Annotated in this window: 16 protein-coding genes; 6 read left to right on the plus strand and 10 right to left on the minus strand. The window is 72.0% G+C overall.

The window, feature by feature from the left end:
* Positions 1–22: 22 nt before the first annotated feature.
* Complete coding sequence (locus tag AB0I51_RS20965) at positions 23–502, minus strand: macro domain-containing protein (RefSeq protein WP_362977189.1); 480 nt, start codon at positions 500–502, stop codon at positions 23–25.
* A gap of 100 nt (positions 503–602) precedes the next feature.
* Here AB0I51_RS20965 and AB0I51_RS20970 point away from each other — a divergent pair, with 100 nt between their 5' ends.
* The gene (locus AB0I51_RS20970; protein WP_362977191.1) at positions 603–1,316 is read left to right on the plus strand and encodes a MerR family transcriptional regulator; all 714 of its coding nucleotides are present in this window, start codon (positions 603–605) and stop codon (positions 1,314–1,316) included.
* On the opposite strand, the gene AB0I51_RS20975 is transcribed toward AB0I51_RS20970, so the two are convergent.
* A complete protein-coding gene (locus AB0I51_RS20975; protein WP_362977193.1) occupies positions 1,293–2,018 on the minus strand; it encodes an SDR family oxidoreductase in 726 nt (241 codons plus the stop codon). The genes AB0I51_RS20970 and AB0I51_RS20975 overlap by 24 nt on opposite strands.
* 137 nt (positions 2,019–2,155) lie before the next feature.
* Here AB0I51_RS20975 and AB0I51_RS20980 point away from each other — a divergent pair, with 137 nt between their 5' ends.
* From AB0I51_RS20980 to AB0I51_RS20990, 3 genes are all read left to right on the plus strand, one after another.
* The gene (locus tag AB0I51_RS20980) at positions 2,156–3,214 is read left to right on the plus strand and encodes an ABC transporter permease (RefSeq protein WP_362977195.1); all 1,059 of its coding nucleotides are present in this window, start codon (positions 2,156–2,158) and stop codon (positions 3,212–3,214) included.
* Positions 3,215–3,301: 87 nt separating this feature from the next.
* Entirely contained in the window at positions 3,302–4,366 is a 1,065-nt protein-coding gene (locus tag AB0I51_RS20985; RefSeq protein ID WP_362977197.1) for a substrate-binding domain-containing protein, read from the plus strand.
* A gap of 1 nt (position 4,367) precedes the next feature.
* Positions 4,368–5,870, plus strand: a complete 1,503-nt coding sequence (locus AB0I51_RS20990; RefSeq protein WP_362977199.1) for a sugar ABC transporter ATP-binding protein — start codon at positions 4,368–4,370, stop codon at positions 5,868–5,870.
* On the opposite strand, the gene AB0I51_RS20995 is transcribed toward AB0I51_RS20990, so the two are convergent.
* The 6 genes from AB0I51_RS20995 to AB0I51_RS21020 all read right to left on the minus strand — a co-directional run bounded on the left by AB0I51_RS20995 (position 5,862) and on the right by AB0I51_RS21020 (position 13,589).
* Positions 5,862–6,602, minus strand: a complete 741-nt coding sequence (locus AB0I51_RS20995) for an IclR family transcriptional regulator (RefSeq protein WP_362977201.1) — start codon at positions 6,600–6,602, stop codon at positions 5,862–5,864. The two genes, AB0I51_RS20990 and AB0I51_RS20995, sit on opposite strands and share 9 nt — an antisense overlap.
* Positions 6,603–6,682: 80 nt before the next feature.
* On the minus strand, positions 6,683–8,314 hold the full coding sequence (locus AB0I51_RS21000; protein WP_362977203.1) for a thiamine pyrophosphate-binding protein: 1,632 nt from the start codon (positions 8,312–8,314) through the stop codon (positions 6,683–6,685).
* A gap of 105 nt (positions 8,315–8,419) precedes the next feature.
* Positions 8,420–10,597: a 3-hydroxyacyl-CoA dehydrogenase NAD-binding domain-containing protein gene (locus tag AB0I51_RS21005; protein ID WP_362977205.1), complete on the minus strand. Its 2,178-nt coding sequence runs from the start codon at positions 10,595–10,597 to the stop codon at positions 8,420–8,422.
* Positions 10,598–10,676: 79 nt separating this feature from the next.
* Positions 10,677–11,891 (minus strand): acetyl-CoA C-acetyltransferase, encoded by a 1,215-nt coding sequence (locus tag AB0I51_RS21010; RefSeq protein WP_362977207.1) that lies wholly within the window; start codon positions 11,889–11,891, stop codon positions 10,677–10,679.
* An 11-nt stretch (positions 11,892–11,902) separates the two neighbouring features.
* Positions 11,903–13,084, minus strand: a complete 1,182-nt coding sequence (locus AB0I51_RS21015) for a CaiB/BaiF CoA-transferase family protein (protein ID WP_362977209.1) — start codon at positions 13,082–13,084, stop codon at positions 11,903–11,905.
* 91 nt (positions 13,085–13,175) lie between these two features.
* Positions 13,176–13,589 (minus strand): MmcQ/YjbR family DNA-binding protein, encoded by a 414-nt coding sequence (locus AB0I51_RS21020; RefSeq protein ID WP_362977211.1) that lies wholly within the window; start codon positions 13,587–13,589, stop codon positions 13,176–13,178.
* Positions 13,590–13,680: 91 nt separating this feature from the next.
* Between AB0I51_RS21020 and AB0I51_RS21025 the strand changes: the two genes are divergently transcribed.
* Positions 13,681–14,859: a saccharopine dehydrogenase NADP-binding domain-containing protein gene (locus AB0I51_RS21025; protein ID WP_362977213.1), complete on the plus strand. Its 1,179-nt coding sequence runs from the start codon at positions 13,681–13,683 to the stop codon at positions 14,857–14,859.
* Positions 14,860–15,005: 146 nt separating this feature from the next.
* A complete protein-coding gene (locus tag AB0I51_RS21030) occupies positions 15,006–15,221 on the plus strand; it encodes a hypothetical protein (RefSeq protein ID WP_362977215.1) in 216 nt (71 codons plus the stop codon).
* Between the two features lie 221 nt (positions 15,222–15,442).
* Here the strand turns inward: AB0I51_RS21030 and AB0I51_RS21035 are convergent, their stop codons facing one another.
* Together AB0I51_RS21035 and AB0I51_RS21040 are read right to left on the minus strand one after the other, a co-directional pair.
* Positions 15,443–15,580 carry a hypothetical protein gene (locus AB0I51_RS21035; RefSeq protein WP_362977217.1) on the minus strand — a complete coding sequence of 46 codons (138 nt, stop codon included), beginning with the start codon at positions 15,578–15,580 and terminating at the stop codon, positions 15,443–15,445.
* An 86-nt stretch (positions 15,581–15,666) separates the two neighbouring features.
* Entirely contained in the window at positions 15,667–16,356 is a 690-nt protein-coding gene (locus AB0I51_RS21040; protein ID WP_362977219.1) for an endonuclease V, read from the minus strand.
* Positions 16,357–16,418: the final 62 nt, after the last annotated feature.

A 16,418-nucleotide genomic window follows, 5' to 3' on the forward strand; every position in this document is an offset into this window, starting at 1 on the left:
TGGGGCAAGTTGGTTCGGCGGTTCAGTCCTCGTGGTCGTACACCGTCACCGCGATCCCCCGCCGTACCAGCCGCTCGGTGACGAGTGGTTCCACCCGTGACCATTTACCGCCCGCGAGGCCGCACCCGATGCGGGGCATGTGCACGGACGCGCCGAGCTCCGCCGCGCGCTCGGCCAGCAGGCCCAGGGCCGTGTCGATCGCCTCGTAGCGCACGGGGACGCCCTTGCTGCCCGTGCGTGTCCCTCGCTGGCCGATCATGTTGGCCACCCAGATGTAGCGCTCGACCTGGACGAACTGGACTGCGCCCAGCCCGAAGTCGTTGGCCGCGCGGGCGCGATGCCACGCGCGGTACTCCTTCTCCGGCTCCGGCCAGCGGCGCGACACGGCCAGCACGAAGCCCTTTCCCCAGCCCCCGATGTCGTTGCAGACATGCGCGATCACCTTGACGCCCTTGACCGACGGAACGGTGGCGTCACCCCGGACATAGTTGATCTCCCCCATGCCATCCACCGTAGAGGGCACCACTGACAACGGCCTTCCGGTGGTTCCACAGAGCTTCCGGTGGTTTCACAGCGTTGGTGAGACAGCGATACTGCTGCGCATGACGACCGACGCCGGGGAGCCGACGCTCACGATCGACGAACTGGCCGCGCGGGCCGGCACCACGGTCCGCACGGTCCGGTTCTACGGCACGAAGGGGTTGCTGCCGCCCCCGGTGATCGGGGCCCGGCGGGTCGGGCACTACGGGCAGCAGCATCTGGCGCGGCTCGCGTTGATCGAGGAGTTGCAGCACCAGGGCATGACGCTGGCGGCGATCGAGCGGTACGTGGGGCAACTGCCGCCGGACCTCGGCGCACACGACCTCGCGATCCACCGCGCGGTGGTGGCCTCCTGGGCCCCGGACGGCACGGAGACCCTGGACCGGCGGGAGCTGGAGCGGCGGGCGGGGCGGACGCTGACCGAGGAGGACGTGGAGCGGCTCGGCGCGATGGACGTGGTGCGGGTCGACGGTGCCGCGTACCGCGTCGACTCCGGTCTGCTGCGGCTCGGGGTGCGGTTGCTCGACGTACCGCTGCCGCAGGCGGCGATCCTCGCCGCGCGCACCGTACTGATCGAGCATTCCCGCGCGGCGGCCCACGAGCTGTCGCAGGTATTCCGCGAGGAGGTGTCCCAACGCGCCGCGCAGGACGTGAAGTCACTGTCCGCGCACATGCAACCCCTGGTGCTGCAGGCCCTGCTGACGGTCTTTCAGCGGTCGCTGCGGGAGGAGCTCCAGCAGTGGCTCGGCGCCTCACAAGTAGGCGGATCCTCCTGACACGTTGAGTGTCTGTCCGGTGAGGAATCCGCTGCCCTCGTCGACCACGTACAGCAGGGTCGACACCAGGTCGGACGGCTGCTGGGTGTGCGGCACCACCTGCTGGTCGCGGACGTGCTCGAAGCCGCCGTCGGCGCCGACCGTCCGCTCGGCGGTCGCGGTGCGCACCATGCTGGGCGCGATCGCGTTGACGGTGATGTCGTAGGGCCCGAGCGCCGCCGCGAGCGATCGGGTGAAGCCGATCAGGCCCATCTTCGAGGCGACGTAGGGGACCATCGTGGGCGGTGCGGTGAGGACGGCCGCCGAGACGATGTTGACGACGCGGCCCCGGCCGGCGGCCTTCAGATACGGCAGGACCGCGCGGGTCAGCAGGAACGGCGCCTCCAGGTTGACGCGCATGATGCGGCGCCATTCCTCGGGGGTGGTCTCCTCGAAGGGGTGCGACGGGTAGACGCCGGCGTTGTTGACCAGGACGTGCAGGGTGCCGAATTGGCCGATGAGGTGGTCCAACGCCTGCTGGATCTGGGCCTCGTCGGTGACGTCGCCGATCAACTCCACGTAGTCCAGGACCTTTTCGGCGGTCTCCGGCTGTGCGACGAGATCGAGTCCGGCGACCCGGTAGCCGCGCCCGGCGAGCGCGACGGCGAACTCCTGCCCGAGGCCCTGCGCCGCTCCGGTCACCAGGGCGGTACGCGTCTCCATGGGGCCGAGTGTGACGATCCGTCAGGCACCCGGCAAGAGCGCATTCCACTCGCTGAAACGCCCTGGTTGCCGCTCACGCCCGGTGGGCCCACCCTGCGTGACGACCCCAGCACCAGCCGCTTACGGGAGCCTGCCCGATGACCGAGACCGAGCGTGCCGTGGACGACGCGGACGACGCCGAGCGCGCCCGTGAACAGGGCGGCGGGCAGGGCCTGTTGGGGTCCTTCGGGCGCCGGTCGATGCCGTTCCCGCGCCGCTGGGTCCGGGACGAGTTCGGTGTGCTGCTCGTGCTGGGGCTGCTGATCGCCGGGATCGGCATCCCGTACCCGGACTTCCTGGACACGAACAACCTCCTGTCCACCGCCCACAACTCCGTCTACATCTCGCTGATGGCGTGCGGCATGGTCTTCGCGCTGTCGATGCGCGAGGTCGATCTGTCGGTCGGCGGCAGCTACGCGATGTGCCTGGTCGTCGGGGCGCTGCTGGTGCGGGACGGCACCCCGCCCTGGCTGGCGGTGCCGGTGATGCTGGCCACCGGGGTCGTGCTGGGGGTGTTCAACGCGCTGGTGACGACGCTGCTGGCGCTGCCGTCGTTCATCGTCACGCTGGGCACCCTGATGCTGTTCCGGGGTGTCGGGCTGGCGCTCGCGGACGGCAAGCAGATCACCGATCTCCCGCTGGACGACTCGTTCTTCACGTTCGCGGGCGGTGATCCGGGCGGGGTGCCGTTCGCGCTGTGGGTGCTGCTGGCCGTGATCGTCGTGCTGGCGGTCGTGCTGTCCCGGACCCGTTTCGGGGCCCGGGTGCGGGCGATCGGGTCCAACCCCGACGCCGCCGCGTTCAGCGGCATCCCGGTCGTCCGCACCCGTGTCCAGGCGCTGGCCCTGTCCGGCCTGACCACGGCCTGCGCCGCCGCGCTCGCGCTCGCCTTCTACGGCGCCGGAGATCCGACTCTGGGCCAGGGCTACGAGTTGCAGGCGATCGCCGCGTGCATCATCGGCGGCACTCCGCTCGCCGGGGGCCGCGGCTCGGTGGTCGGTGCGGTGGCCGGGGCGATGATCCTGTCGGTCGTCGCCTCCGGCCTGGTGTTCTTCGAAGTCCCCATCAACTGGACGTCGTTCGCGACCGGCGGGGTGATCCTCGTCGCCGTCGCGGCCGACAGCGCGCTGCGCCGCGCCGGACGCCGTCGCAAGTGAGGTCTCACCTGTGGGCCGCCGAGTCCCCCTGGCCCAAACCCCTCTCCGCCCCAAGTCCCTTAGTGGTCCAGCCTTTTGGAGGCCGTGATGCACCCCCGTTCGCGTACGTGGTCCGCGGCGCTCGGCGCCCTGGTCCTGCTGGCCGCCGCAGGCTGCGGCAGCGCCGGCTCCGGTGGCAGCGGCGGCCGGCTGAAGATGGGGATCTCGGTCGCCAACATCTCCCTGAACTTCGCCCACGAGATGGTGCTGGGCGCGCAGAGCGCGGCGAGCCACGCGGGGAAGGTCGACTTCAAGGCCGTGGGACCGCCCAACACGGACGGCCCGGCAGAGGTGCAGCTGTTCCAGAACCTCACCACGGTCGCCAAGGACGGCATCGTCCTGGAGAACCTCGACCCGCCGATCTTCACCCGGCCCGCCGCCCGCGCCGTCGACCAGGGCATCCCGGTCGTCGCCCTGGACACCTCCCCCACCGACGGCAGCAAGGTGAACTTCTATGTGGGCAACGACAATTACGCGCTCGGCGAGCTGATGGCGAAGGAGGCCCTGAAGCGGCTCGGCGCCGACCCGAAGGGCCAGATCGTGATCGGTGTGCCGAACCCGGGGACCCCGGTGCTCGACAACCGCGCGAAGGGCATCTCCGACACGTTCAAGAAGGAAGCCCCCGGCGTCAAGGTGCTCGGCCCCTTCCAGACGTACAGCGACCCCGGCCAGAACTACAGCTCCTGGTCGGCACAGGTCAACGCCCATCCGAACGCGCTCGCCTTCCTCGGTGTCGGTGACGCCGACAGCTACAACCTCGCCAAGATCAAGAAGGCGGAGCACGGCAAGTGGCTCACGGCCGGCTTCGACGTCGACCCGAAGACCCTGGACGCGGTGAAGGACGGTTCCAACTTCGTGACCATCGACCCGCAGCACTTCCTCAAGGGCTATCTGTCCACGGCGATGCTGATCGAGGCCGTCCGGGACAAGAAGGGGAAGCTGCCCGACGGTTGGTTCCTGTCCCCCGGCGCGGTCGTCGACTCGTCCGACATCGACGACATCATCGCCCGGCAGAAGTCGGCGCAGGCGGCCTACGACTGGTACAAGCCGACGATCGACAAGCTGCTCGGCGACGAGGCGGCCAACCTCAAGCCGCTGAAGGACGCGCGCTGAGATGGTCCACGACGACATCCTCGTGGCGGAGGGACTGGTCAGGTCCTACGGCGGTGTACGGGCGTTGGACGGCGCGTCGATCCGGCTGCGCGGCGGTGAGGTGCACGCGCTGGTCGGCGAGAACGGTGCCGGGAAGTCGACGCTGGTGCGCATCCTGTCGGGGACGCTGGGTGCGGACGGCGGGACGGTGCGGGCGGCCAAGGACACCCGGATCGCCGTCGTCTCCCAGGAGTTGAGCCTCTTCCCGGACCTCACCGTCCGCGAGAACCTCTTCCCCCAGCATCCACCCCTGCGCCTGGGCCTGTTGGACCGGCGCGCCATGGACCGGGCGGCCCGGCCGGTCCTCGCGGAACTCGGGCTCGACGTGGACCCGCGCACCGAACTGGGTGAACTCTCCCTCGCGGACCAGCAGTTGACGGAGATCGCGCGCGCACTGTTGCGCCGCCCGGGGCTGCTGATCCTCGACGAGCCCACGTCGGCGCTGCCGACCGCGGCCGTCGACCGCCTCGAACGCGTCCTGCGCACGCTGACCGACCGGGGCATCGCCGTCCTGTACGTCTCCCACTTCCTTGAGGAGGTGATGCGCTTCGCGCAGCGGGTGACGGTCCTGCGGGACGGGCGGGTCGTCCTGGCGGGCGTGGAGCGGGCCGAGGTCGGCGTACCGGAGTTGGTGTCGGCGATGCTGGGCGGCCGCCCGGAGCAACCACCGCGCCGGGCACGGTCGTTGGCGGACCGGCCGCCGCCCGTGGTGCTCTCCGGGGTGACCGTGCCCGGGCGGCTGACCGATGTGACGTTCACCGTGCGGGCGGGTGAGGTGGTCGGGGTCGCGGGCCTGCAAGGGGCGGGTCATCTCGACGCGTTGGCGGTGGTGTGCGGGCGTACGGCGGTCGCCGGGGGCCGGGTGGACGTCGGCGGCCGCGGTCTGCCGCACTCGCTGCGGGGCGCGGTGCGCGCAGGCGTGGCCTTCGTGCCGAGCGACCGCAAACGGTACGGGCTGATGCCGGACCGTACGGTGTGGGAGAACACCACGGCGGTCAGCTGGCTGGCGCTGGGCCGGGGCGGGATCGCCCCCGCCCGCTCCGAACTCGTCCGCCTGACGGCCGAGTTGACCGGGCGGCTGCGACTGCGCGGCGGGCCGTACGACCTGGTGGCCCGCCTTTCCGGCGGCAACCAGCAGAAGGTCGTCTTCGCCAAGTGGCTCGCAACCGAGCCGAAGATCGTCGTCCTGGACGATCCGACCCGTGGTGTCGACGTCGGCGTACGCGCCGAAATGCACCGTATCGTCGGCGAGTTGGCGGCGGGCGGCGCGGCCGTCCTGATCGCCTCGACCGACCTCGCGGAGCTGACGGAGGTGTGCGACCGGGTGCTGGTGTTCGTGCGCGGGCGGGTCACGGAGGAGGTGCGCGGGGAGCAGCTGACCGAGCACGGGCTGGCGGTGGCTGTGCAGCGGCCCGAGGCGGCGGCGTCGGACCGGCAGGGTCCTGAGGTGGCCGCGTCAGACTGACAGGCTCCGCGTGATCGCCCGCGCGGCCGCGCAAAGCCGGGCTCCGATGCGGTCCACGTCCAGGCGGCGGGTGCCGCCGGTGACGGAGATCGCGGCGATCGGGCGGGAGCCGCGGTCGGCGGCGTAGACGGGGGCCGCGACCGCCGAGATGCCGATCTCGGCCTCCTCCAGGTTGACGCCGTAGCCGCGGGCCCGGGTGAGGGCGAGGTCGCGGGCGAGCTGGCCGGGGAGGACCAGGGTGCGCGGGGTGAGGCGCGGCAGGGTTCGGCGGGGCGGGCGGGGGTCCTGGGCGAGGAAGACCTTGCCTGTGGCCGTGCAGTGGGCGGGCAGCCGGCCGCCGGTGCGGGAGACGATCGGGGTGGCGCGGCGGCCGGTGATCTTCTCCAGGAAGAGGGTGTCGGTGCCGTCCGGCACGGCCAGGTGCACGTTCTCGTGGGTCGCCTCGTGCAGGTCGCCCAGGTAGGGCAGCGCCACGTCCCGCAACTCCCGTACGGACGGCGAGGACTGGCCCAGGACGAAGAGGGCGAGCCCGATGCGGTAGCTGCCGTCCGCCATGCGCTCGACCAGGCCGAGGCGGACCAGTTCGCCGATCAGCCGGTGTGCCGTCGGCTTGGGCAGGCCCGTGCGCACGGCCAGTTCGGCGAGGGAGAGCGCGGTCCCGGCCTCGCCGCAGGCGCGCAGCAGCAACACTCCGCGCGCGAGCACCGACTTCGGCAACTGCCCGTCCGTCATGGACCGATGGTGGTCGCTTCAGCGCACGGGTGACAAGGTGTGGGTCACGGTGAGTCGCGACCGCAATCGAAGCGGTATCTCTACGCGGTCCGCAGCGGTACGTCCACGAGCATCGGGCGCGTCAACTCGTCGACTCCGGCGACCAGTTCGCGCAGGTGGTCCGCGCTCTCCGCCCGTGCCGCGTCGACTCCGAAGAAGCGCGCGGCCCGGGTGAAGTCCAGGGCGCCGAGTTCGGTGCCGGGGCAACTGCCGCTGCCGCCCATCGCCTTGTAGGTGTCCTGGAGGGTGCGGTAGCTGCCGTTGCCCATCACCACGAACAGCACCGGCACGCGCTGCCGGGCCGCGCTCCACAGTCCCTGGAGTCCGAAGAGCGCGCAGCCGTCTCCCAGGACCGAGACGACCGGCCGGCCGGGGTCGGCGAGCGAGCGGCCGACGGCGGCGCCGATGCCCCAGCCCAGGCCGCCGCCGACGGTGTGGGTGTAGCTGCCGGACCGGTCCAGGCGTAGCAGCCTGCGGAGCAACAGGCCCACGGTGATGGCCTCTTCGACGACCACGGCGTCCGGCGGCAGGCCGCGGGCGACGGCGTGGGCGGCGGCCCAGGGTGCGAGGGGTGCCGCCGAGTAGGCGGCGCGGGCGGCGGACTCGGCGCGGGCCCGTTCGGCGGTGTGCCGTTCACCGGCGCGCAGCAGGCGGGCCTTCGCGATGTGGTCGGGGACCTGCTCGCGCAACAGCTCGGCCAGGCGGTGCAGCGAGGGGGCGAGGGAGCCGACCAGGCCCGCGTCGGCGGGGAAGTTGCGGCCGATCTCGTCGGCGTCCGAGTCGAGTTGGACGACGGTGATGCCGGGCGGCAGGGCGGGCCCGGGACTGTAGTGGTGGGGCGTGAACGCGTGGGCGCCGACGATCAGGACGGCGTCGTAGGCCGAGAGGGCGGCTCGGATCGCGTCGTGGCGGGGTGGCAGCATCCCGGCGTAAAGGGGGTGTGTGGCGGGGAAGTTGAGGCAGTCGGCCATCGGCTGGTGGTGGACGGTCGCCCCGCAGGCCTCGGCCGTACGGACGAGTGCGCCGACCGCGTCCTCGCGGCCCACTCCGTCCCCGGCGACGATCGCGGGGCGGGCGGCACCGCCGAGCAGTACGGCGGCCCGGTCGAGTCCGGCGGCGGGGCCCGGCCGGGGCGGTGCGGTGCGGGCGGGGACCTCGACCTCGGTGTCCTCGGTCAGCAGGTCCATGGGCAGGGACAGGAACACCGGCCCGGCGGGCGGCCGTTGGGCCTGGGCGAAGGCGCGGCGCAGGGCGAGGGGCAGGTCGCGGGCGTGCTGGATGTCGTACGTCGCCTTGGCCGCGGGCCGGGCGAGGCCGAGGAGGTCACCGGAAAGCATGGGGTCCTGCTGGAGGTGGCGGCGGTCCTGCTGGCCGGCCGTGACGACGAGCGGGGTGCGCGAACGGCGGGCGTTGAGCAGGCCGCCGAGGCCGTTGGCGAGTCCGGCGGCGATGTGCAGGCTGACGAACGCGGGGCGGCGGGTGCCGCGCGCGTAGCCGTCGGCCATGGAGACGACGGCGCCCTCGTGGACGCCGAGGACGTACTCGGGGGCGTCCTCGGCCTCCGACAAGGCGGCGAGGAAGGGGAGTTCGGTGGTGCCGGGGTTGCCGAAGATCCGGTCCACGCTCTCACCGCGCAGGATGTCGAGGAGGGCGAGGGCGGGACGGTGACCCATGGGGGCTCCTCGGGGGACGGGACCGCTGACCGGTTCGCGGGTCAGCGTCGGGGTCCCGTCCCCCGAGGGCAAGGGCAGCGTGTCGCTCAGCGATACGCCGACACGTCAGCGCGCGTCGCCGAACCGCTCGCCCTTCTCGGCCTTCTCGACGAGCAGCGCGGGCGGCGTGAACCGCTCCCCGTAGCACTCGGCGAGCGCACGCGCGCGTGCCACGAATCCGGGCAGGCCGCCCTCGTAGCCGTTGATGTACTGCAGGACACCGCCGGTCCAGCCGGGGAAGCCGATCCCGAAGACGGACCCGATGTTGGCGTCCGCGACGGACGTCAGGACGCCCTCCTCAAGGAGCTTGACGGTGTCGAGCGCCTCGGAGAACAGCATGCGTTCCTGCATGTCCTGGAAGGGGATCCCGGCGCCCTCACGGGTGAAGTGCTCGCGCAGACCCGGCCACAGGCCGGCGCGCTTGCCGTCGTCACCGTAGTCGTAGAAGCCCGCGCCGCCGCTGCGCCCGGTGCGGCCGAACTCGTCGACCATCCGGTCGATGACGGCCTCGGCGGGGTGCGCGGGCCAGGTGCCGCCCGCCTCCTCGACGGCCCGCCTGGACTCGTTGCGGATCTTGCGCGGGAGGGTGAGCGTCAGCTCGTCCATCAGGGAGAGGACCTTGGCCGGGTAGCCCGCCTGTGCGGCGGCCTGCTCGATCGACGCGGGCTCGATGCCCTCGCCGACCATCGCCACACCCTCGTTGATGAACTGCCCGATCACCCGTGACGTGAAGAAGCCGCGCGAGTCGTTGACGACGATCGGCGTCTTCTTGATCTGCCGGACCAGGTCGAAGGCGCGGGCGAGGGCCTCGTCGCCGGTGCGCTCGCCCTTGATGATCTCGACGAGGGGCATCTTGTCGACCGGCGAGAAGAAGTGCAGCCCGACGAAGTCGGCCTGGCGCTCGACGCCTTCGGCGAGGACGGTGATGGGGAGGGTGGAGGTGTTGGAGCAGAGCAGCGCGTCGGGCTCGACGATGTGCTGGATCTCCTGGAACACCTTGTGCTTGAGGGAGGTGTCCTCGAAGACGGCCTCGATCACCGCGTCGCAGCCCGCGAGTTGCTGCGGGTCGGCGGTGGGGGTGATGCGGGCGAGCAGCGCGTCCGCCTTCTCCTGGGTCGTACGACCGCGGGAGACGGCCTTGGCGCAGAGCTTCTCGGAGTAGGCCTTGCCCTTGGCCGCGGCCTCCGTCGTGACGTCCTTCAGGACGACGTCGATGCCCGCGCGGGCGCACGAGTAGGCGATGCCCGCGCCCATCATCCCGGCTCCGAGGACGGCGACCCTGCGGACGGGTCGCGATTCGATGCCCTTGGGGCGGTTGGCGCCGGAGTTGACGGCTTGGAGGTCGAAGAAGAACGCCTGGATCATGTTCTTCGAGGTCTGCCCGGCCGCCAGCTCGACGAAGTAGCGGGCCTCGATGAGCTGCGCGGTCTCGAAGTCGACCTGGGCGCCCTCGACGGCGGCGGCGAGGATGTTGCGCGGGGCCGGGTAGGGGGCGCCGTTGGTCTGCTTGCGCAGGGAGGCCGGGAAGGCGGGCAGGTTGGCCGCGAACCTGGGGTTGGCCGGAGTGCCGCCCGGGATGCGGTAGCCGGGCCTGTCCCAGGGCTGCTGCGACTGCGGGTTGGCGTCGATGAAGGCGCGGGCCTTGGCGATCAACTCGGCCGGGGTGGCGGCCACTTCATGGATGAGGCCGTTGTCGAGGGCCCGCCGGGGGCTGTACTGGGTGCCCTGGAGCAGCACCTTCAGCAGGGCGTCGGTGATGCCCAGCAGCCGAACCGTACGGACGACTCCGCCGCCTCCGGGGAGCAGGCCGAGGGTGACCTCCGGGCAGCCGATCTTCGAGCCGGGGGCGTCGAGCGCGACGCGGTGGTGGCAGGCGAGGGCGAGTTCGTAACCGCCGCCCAGGGCCGCGCCGTTGAGCGCGGCGACGACCGGCTTGCCCAGGGTCTCGATGCGGCGCAGGTTCCGCTTGATGGCGAGGCCGCCGTCGAGCAGCTCCTGGGCGGTGTCGGGCGTGACGCGGATCAGGTCGCGCAGGTCGCCGCCCGCGAAGAAGGTCTTCTTGGCGGACGTGAAGATGATGCCCCGGACGGACTCCTGCTCGGCTTCGAGGCGGTCGGTGATCGCGGCGAGGGAGTCGCGGAAGGCCGCGTTCATGGTGTTCGCGGACTGGTTCGGGTCGTCGAGGACGAGGGTGACGACGCCGGTGTCGTCCTGTTCCCAGCGGATGGTGGTGCTCTCGGTCATGAGGGGGTTCTCCGTAGAAGTCTCTGGTCGCCGCGGAAGCCTCGGGTGGCCGCAGACAGCGCTGCCGGCCGCCGGGGTCTCAGAGGCGCTCGACGATCGTCGCGATGCCCATGCCGCCGCCGACGCACAGCGTGGCGAGGCCGTAGCGCTTGCCCTGGCGCTCCAGTTCGTCGACGAGCGTGCCGAGGATGATCGCGCCGGTCGCGCCGAGCGGGTGGCCGAGCGCGATGGCGCCGCCGTTGACGTTGACCTTGTCCAGGGACAGGTCCATGTCCCGCACGAAGCGCAGGACGACGGCGGCGAAGGCCTCGTTGATCTCGACGAGGTCGATGTCGTCGATGGTCAGCCCGGCCTTGGCGAGGGCCTTGCGGGTGGCCGGGGCGGGCCCGGTGAGCATGATGGTCGGCTCGGAGCCGGAGACGGCGGCGGAGACGATCCGCGCACGCGGGGTGAGGCCGTAGCGCTCACCGACCTCCTTGGAGCCGATGGCGACGAGCGAGGCGCCGTCGACGATGCCGGAGGAGTTGCCCGCGTGGTGGACGTGGTCGATCTTCTCGACCCAGTGGTACTTCTGCAGGGCCACGGCGTCGAAGCCGCCGAGTTCGCCGATGTCCGCGAAGGACGGCTTGAGCCGGGCGAGGGAGTCGGCGGTGGTGCCGGGGCGCAGGTGCTCGTCGTGGTCGAGGACGACCAGGCCGCTGCGGTCCCTCACCGGCACCACGGAACGCTCGAAGCGGCCCTCCTTCAAGGCGGTGGCCGCCCGCTCCTGCGAGAGCGCCGCGTACTCGTCCACATCGCGCCGCGAGAATCCCTCGATCGTGGCGATCAGGTCGGCGCCGATGCCCTGGGGCACGAAGTTGACGGCGAGGTTCGTCATCGGGTCGTTGAACCAGGCACCGCCGTCCGAGGCCATCGGCACCCGGGACATCGACTCGACGCCACCGGCGAGGACGAGGTCCTCCCAGCCCGAACGCACCTTGGCGGCGGCCATGTTGACGGCCTCCAGACCCGAGGCACAGAAGCGGTTCTCCTGCACGCCGGCCACCGTGTCCGGGAGCCCGGCGGCCACGGCCGCGATCCGGGCGATGTCGGAGCCCTGGTCGCCGACCGGGCCGACGACGCCGAGCACGATGTCGTCGATCGCCGCCGGGTCCAGGTCCGGGAAGCGTTCGCGGATCTCGTGGATGAGTCCGACGACCAGGTCGATGGGCTTCGTACCGTGCAGGGATCCGTTCGCCTTGCCGCGCCCGCGCGGGGTGCGGATCGCGTCGTAGACATACGCTTCGGTGCTCACTGCCAAGCCTTTCACTGAGGGTTTTCGAGGACGCGTCGAGGTGTTCCCCGACCGGAGTCCTCAACGACGTCGGCAAGCCGGGGGACGTCCCAGTCACGGGCCACGTCCGAGGTGTCGGCGCCCGGCAGGGCGGGCCCGCCGCGCACCGAGGTGGGCGTTCGGGAGAACCGGGGCGCGGGGGCGGGCTGGGTGATCCCGCCGTGCTCGGTGAAGGTCCCGCGCGCGGCGAGATGCGGATGCTTCGGGGCCTCACGGAGCGACAGCACGGGCGCCACGCACGCGTCCGTGCCCTCGAAGACGACGGTCCACTCGTCTCGCGTGCGACTGCGGAAGCGGGCCGCGACCGCCTCGCGCAGCTCGCCCCAGCGGGTCCAGTCCCTGCGGGCGTCGGCGAAGTCGGCGAGGCCGAGGAGGCGCGTGAACTCGTCGTAGAACCGCGGCTCCAGCGCGCCCACCGCCATGTGCCTGCCGTCGGCGGTCTCGTAGGTGCCGTAGTAGGGGCAGCCGCCGTCCAGGAGGTTGGCGGCGCGCCGGTCCTGCCAGCCGCCGGCGGCGAGCATGCCGTGGATCATCGAGGAGAGGTGGGCGGTGCCGTCGACGATGGCGGCGTCGACGACCTGGCCCGTGCCGGTCACGCGCGCGTGGTGGAGGGCCGCGAGGACGCCGACGACGAGGTAGAGCGAGCCGCCCGCGTAGTCGCCGAGCAGGTTGGCGGGGGCGGGCGGGGGCTCCCCCGGGCTGCCGATCATGCCGAGGGTGCCGGTCAGCGCGATGTAGGCGATGTCGTGGCCGGCGCGCGGGGCGAAGGGGCCGTCCTGGCCCCAGCCGGTCATCCGGCCGTAGACGAGCCGGGGGTTGCGGGCGTGGCAGGCCTCGGGGCCGACGCCGAGGCGTTCTGTGACACCGGGGCGGTTGCCCTCGATGAGGATGTCGGCGCGTTCGACCAGGTCGAGGACGCGTGCGGGACCTTCGGTTGCCTTCAGGTCGACGAGGACCGAGCGTTTGTTGCGGTTGGTGATGTCGTGCTCGGGGGCGATGCCGAGTCCGGGGCCGCCGGGCCGGTCGACGCGGACGACGTCGGCACCGAGGTCGGCGAGCAGCATGGCCGCGAAGGGGCCGGGGCCGATCCCGGCCAGCTCGACCACGCGCACGCCGGAGAGCGGGCCGTGCCCGGGCGTCGTTGCCGCTGTCATCCAGCCCCCAGCTGTGACACAACTGATGTAACACCGATGATGCTAAGAACGTGTTCCATTCGATACAAGAGCTCGGCGAGCAAGCGCTTAGTCAAAGTACCTCCGCGGGCCGCCCCTGGCCACGGCCCTCCGCGGCCGGCTCGGCCGTCAGTCGCTTCGGGGCGATCGCGCGGTAGCTCTCCTCCACCCAGTCGCTCAGCAGCTCGGCGGCCGGGGCGCCCCGCCCGGCGAGCGGTATCCGCACCCAGCCGGCCTTGCCGAGGCCGTAGCCGGCGGGCTCGGCGCCCGGTGAGGTCGGCGCGTGGGTGCGGGCGGTCTCGTCCGTGAGCTTGACCGTGAGGGCGAGCGGGTGGCTGCCGTCGTCGACACCGAGGAAGACGAACACCTTTTTGTTGACCTTGGCGACGCTCTCGCCCCAGGGGAACTCCTCGACCGCGCCCGGCAGCCCGAGGGCGAACTCACGTACTTTCGCCCACTTCTTCAGGGCGTTCCTGGGCACGGCCACCTGATACCTCCGGGCTCGTCGTCGGGCTCCGCACTCTTCACGCTAGCCTCAGCCACCGACAGCGGCGCGGGCTGCGGGACCCAGGAGTGTCATGAGCAGGCTGAACAGGACGGACCGTCCCTACGACATCGTGCTCTTCGGAGCCACGGGCTTCGTCGGCGCGCTCACCGCGGAGTACCTCGCAGCGCACGCACCCGAGGGCCTGCGCTGGGCGATCGCCGGCCGCGACGAGCTCAAACTGAAGCGGCTGCGCGAACGGCTGCCCGGCGGCACGGCGCTGGGCGTCCTGCGCGCCGACGTCGCCGACCCGGCCTCGCTGCGCGAACTCGCCGAGCACGCGCGCGTGGTGGCCACGACGGTCGGCCCCTATGTGACCTACGGCGAGGACCTCGTCGCCGCCTGCGCGGACACCGGCGCCGACTATCTCGACCTCAGCGGCGAGCCGGAGTTCGTCGACCTGACGTACGTCCGCCACGACGCACGCGCCCGTGAGACCGGCGCACGGCTGGTGCACGCGGCCGGCTTCGACTCGGTTCCGCACGACCTGGGGGCGTACTTCACCGTCCAGCAGCTGCCGGAAGGGGTGCCCCTGACGGTGGACGGCTTCGTGACCGCCGACGCGATGTTCTCCGGCGGTACGTTCGCCACGGCGCTGACCCAACTCGGGCGCGGCCGGCAGGTGCTGGCCGCCGCGCGGGACCGGCGGCGCCACGAACCGCGGCTGGTGGGACGGCGGGCCACCGCACCCGCCGGGGCACCGCGGTTCGCCGGGGAGATCGGCTCCTGGGCGGTGCCCTTGCCGACCATCGACCCGCAGATCGTTCAACGATCCGCGAGGGCCCTGGAGCGCTACGGTCCCGACTTCCGCTACCGCCACTACGCGGCCGTACGGCACCTTCCCGTGGCGCTCGGCGGTGTCACTGCGGTCGGCGCACTGGCCACCGCCGCTCAACTCCCGCCCGCCCGCCGCTGGTTGTCCGACCGCCTCAAGCCGGGCGACGGACCGAGCCCGGAGAAACGCGCGAAGAGCTGGTTCTCCGTCAGGTTCGTGGGCGAGGGCGGCGGCCGACGCGTCTTCACCGAGGTCTCGGGCGGCGACCCCGGCTACGACGAGACGGCGAAGATGTTCGCGGAGGCGGCCCTCTCCCTGGCCCTCGACGAACTCCCGCCCACCGCCGGCCAGGTGACGACGGCGGCCGCGATGGGCAACGCCCTCGTCGAGCGACTCCGCGCCGCGGGCATCGTGTTCCGGGTGGCGGCGACGCGGTGAGCGTGTCGGCTCCCCATGGCACCATGGGCGTCATGCGGACGCCGAACACCGACTGGATCACCGTCGCGGCCTACGAGAACGTGCCCGGCCGCCTCACGCCGTGGGCGGCCGCACGCGCTTGACTGCGCGAGCACGGCATCGACTGGATGCCCTTCGCCGAGGGCGAGTTGAGCTGGGGTCTCGCCTGCGGCATCGGGCCGGACGGCCACTGGCACGGCTGGTTCGACGTCCGGGTGCGCGCCGACGCGCTGCAACGCCTCGGACTGCATCCGGACCGGCCCACCGCCCAGGCCGTCGGCCCGTCCCCGCCGGGCTGGTGGCACGCCGAGGCGGAACGCCGGGCCACGAACTGGCCCCGCTGATCGGAGAGTTCGGAGCGGCCCTCGGGATGGGCTATAGTTGATCACGAGCCGGTCGCCGTAACACCCGGAGCCTGGTTACGCGTTGGTGGTCCAAGGAAAGACGCCCCGCTTCCTGCGGGGAGATGCAGGTGCAAGGCCTGCCCGGCGCTCAAGTCCGAGCCCCACACCGGTTGTTGCGGTGTGGGGCTCGAGTGTTCTCCGCCTCCGCACACCCGTCCGGCTCACGGCCACAGCGTGTAGATCATCCCGCCGATCCAGGCGAGGCCCGCCGCCACGGACAGGACGAGCGCGATCGTCACGGCACGCTCGATCGGCTGGCTCGGACTGGCAACGGGCTTCGGAGAACGGTGAGTTGTCATGCGGCACAGCCTGCCGATCACCCGAGCGCGGCCACATCCGTACAAGTACTCAGAACAGGTACTCAGAAGCGGCACGCCACCGGTACTCAGGCGGTCGCCTCCCGCAGCGCCCGCCGGCACAGCGCGTCCGCCCTGCGGGTCGTCTCCGGGAGGCGGTAACGCGGGGTCAACGCGAGGGTGTGGGCACAGGCGTTGTCCAGGGTCACCCGGTGGCCGACGGAGACGAAGACCGGCTTCACGCCGTCGCGGGTGCGCAGCGCGCGGCCGACCTCGTCGGCGTCCGCGCGGAGCGGAGTGGCGGAGCCGCGCGGGCTGCCCGGGTCGTCGTAGGTGAAGGTGAAGGGGTTCTTCGCGACGCCGATCGTGGGCAGGCCGGTGAGGACACCGAGGTGGCTGGCGAGGCCGAAGCGGCGGGGGTGGGCCAGGCCGTAGCCGTCGCACACGACCAGGCCCGGCGGGCCGGGCAGGGACTCCAACGCGGCCAGTACCGTGGGGATTTCGCGGAAGGCGAGCAGCCCCGGCACGTACGGGAAGGAGACGCTGCCGACGGCCGTGGCCTCGGCGACGACGGTGAGGTCCGCCGCGTCCAGCACGACCGCCGCTGCCACCACCACGTCCCGCTCGTCGTCGTAGGCGACGTCGACTCCCGTGACGTGCCCGGTCCCCGGCGGCGGTCCCGGTTCACCGGTCACCACCCGCTCCCGCAACTCGTCCTGGACGGCGCGGGCCTGCTCCTCGGTCGCGGGCCAGCCCGCGGGAATGCGTACGGTCGTCATGGTGGTGCCGAGCGTACGGGCATCTCCGGCGGCGGGGCCCATGAAGGGCCCGCCGCACCGCC

It is taken from the genome of Streptomyces sp. NPDC050549, from assembly GCF_040655035.1.
Taxonomy (GTDB): Bacteria; Actinomycetota; Actinomycetes; order Streptomycetales; family Streptomycetaceae; genus Streptomyces.

Bases quoted from the DNA above. Each gene is read 5' to 3' on its own strand.
- AB0I51_RS20965 (WP_362977189.1), bottom strand. From the start codon at position 502: ATGGGGGAGATCAACTATGTCCGGGGTGACGCCACCGTTCCGTCGGTC.
- AB0I51_RS20970 (WP_362977191.1), top strand. From the start codon at position 603: ATGACGACCGACGCCGGGGAGCCGACGCTCACGATCGACGAACTGGCC.
- AB0I51_RS20975 (WP_362977193.1), bottom strand. From the start codon at position 2,018: ATGGAGACGCGTACCGCCCTGGTGACCGGAGCGGCGCAGGGCCTCGGG.
- AB0I51_RS20980 (WP_362977195.1), top strand. From the start codon at position 2,156: ATGACCGAGACCGAGCGTGCCGTGGACGACGCGGACGACGCCGAGCGC.
- AB0I51_RS20985 (WP_362977197.1), top strand. From the start codon at position 3,302: ATGCACCCCCGTTCGCGTACGTGGTCCGCGGCGCTCGGCGCCCTGGTC.
- AB0I51_RS20990 (WP_362977199.1), top strand. From the start codon at position 4,368: ATGGTCCACGACGACATCCTCGTGGCGGAGGGACTGGTCAGGTCCTAC.
- AB0I51_RS20995 (WP_362977201.1), bottom strand. From the start codon at position 6,602: ATGACGGACGGGCAGTTGCCGAAGTCGGTGCTCGCGCGCGGAGTGTTG.
- AB0I51_RS21000 (WP_362977203.1), bottom strand. From the start codon at position 8,314: ATGGGTCACCGTCCCGCCCTCGCCCTCCTCGACATCCTGCGCGGTGAG.
- AB0I51_RS21005 (WP_362977205.1), bottom strand. From the start codon at position 10,597: ATGACCGAGAGCACCACCATCCGCTGGGAACAGGACGACACCGGCGTC.
- AB0I51_RS21015 (WP_362977209.1), bottom strand. From the start codon at position 13,084: ATGACAGCGGCAACGACGCCCGGGCACGGCCCGCTCTCCGGCGTGCGC.
- AB0I51_RS21025 (WP_362977213.1), top strand. From the start codon at position 13,681: ATGAGCAGGCTGAACAGGACGGACCGTCCCTACGACATCGTGCTCTTC.
- AB0I51_RS21030 (WP_362977215.1), top strand. From the start codon at position 15,006: ATGCCCTTCGCCGAGGGCGAGTTGAGCTGGGGTCTCGCCTGCGGCATC.
- AB0I51_RS21035 (WP_362977217.1), bottom strand. From the start codon at position 15,580: ATGACAACTCACCGTTCTCCGAAGCCCGTTGCCAGTCCGAGCCAGCCG.
- AB0I51_RS21040 (WP_362977219.1), bottom strand. From the start codon at position 16,356: ATGACGACCGTACGCATTCCCGCGGGCTGGCCCGCGACCGAGGAGCAG.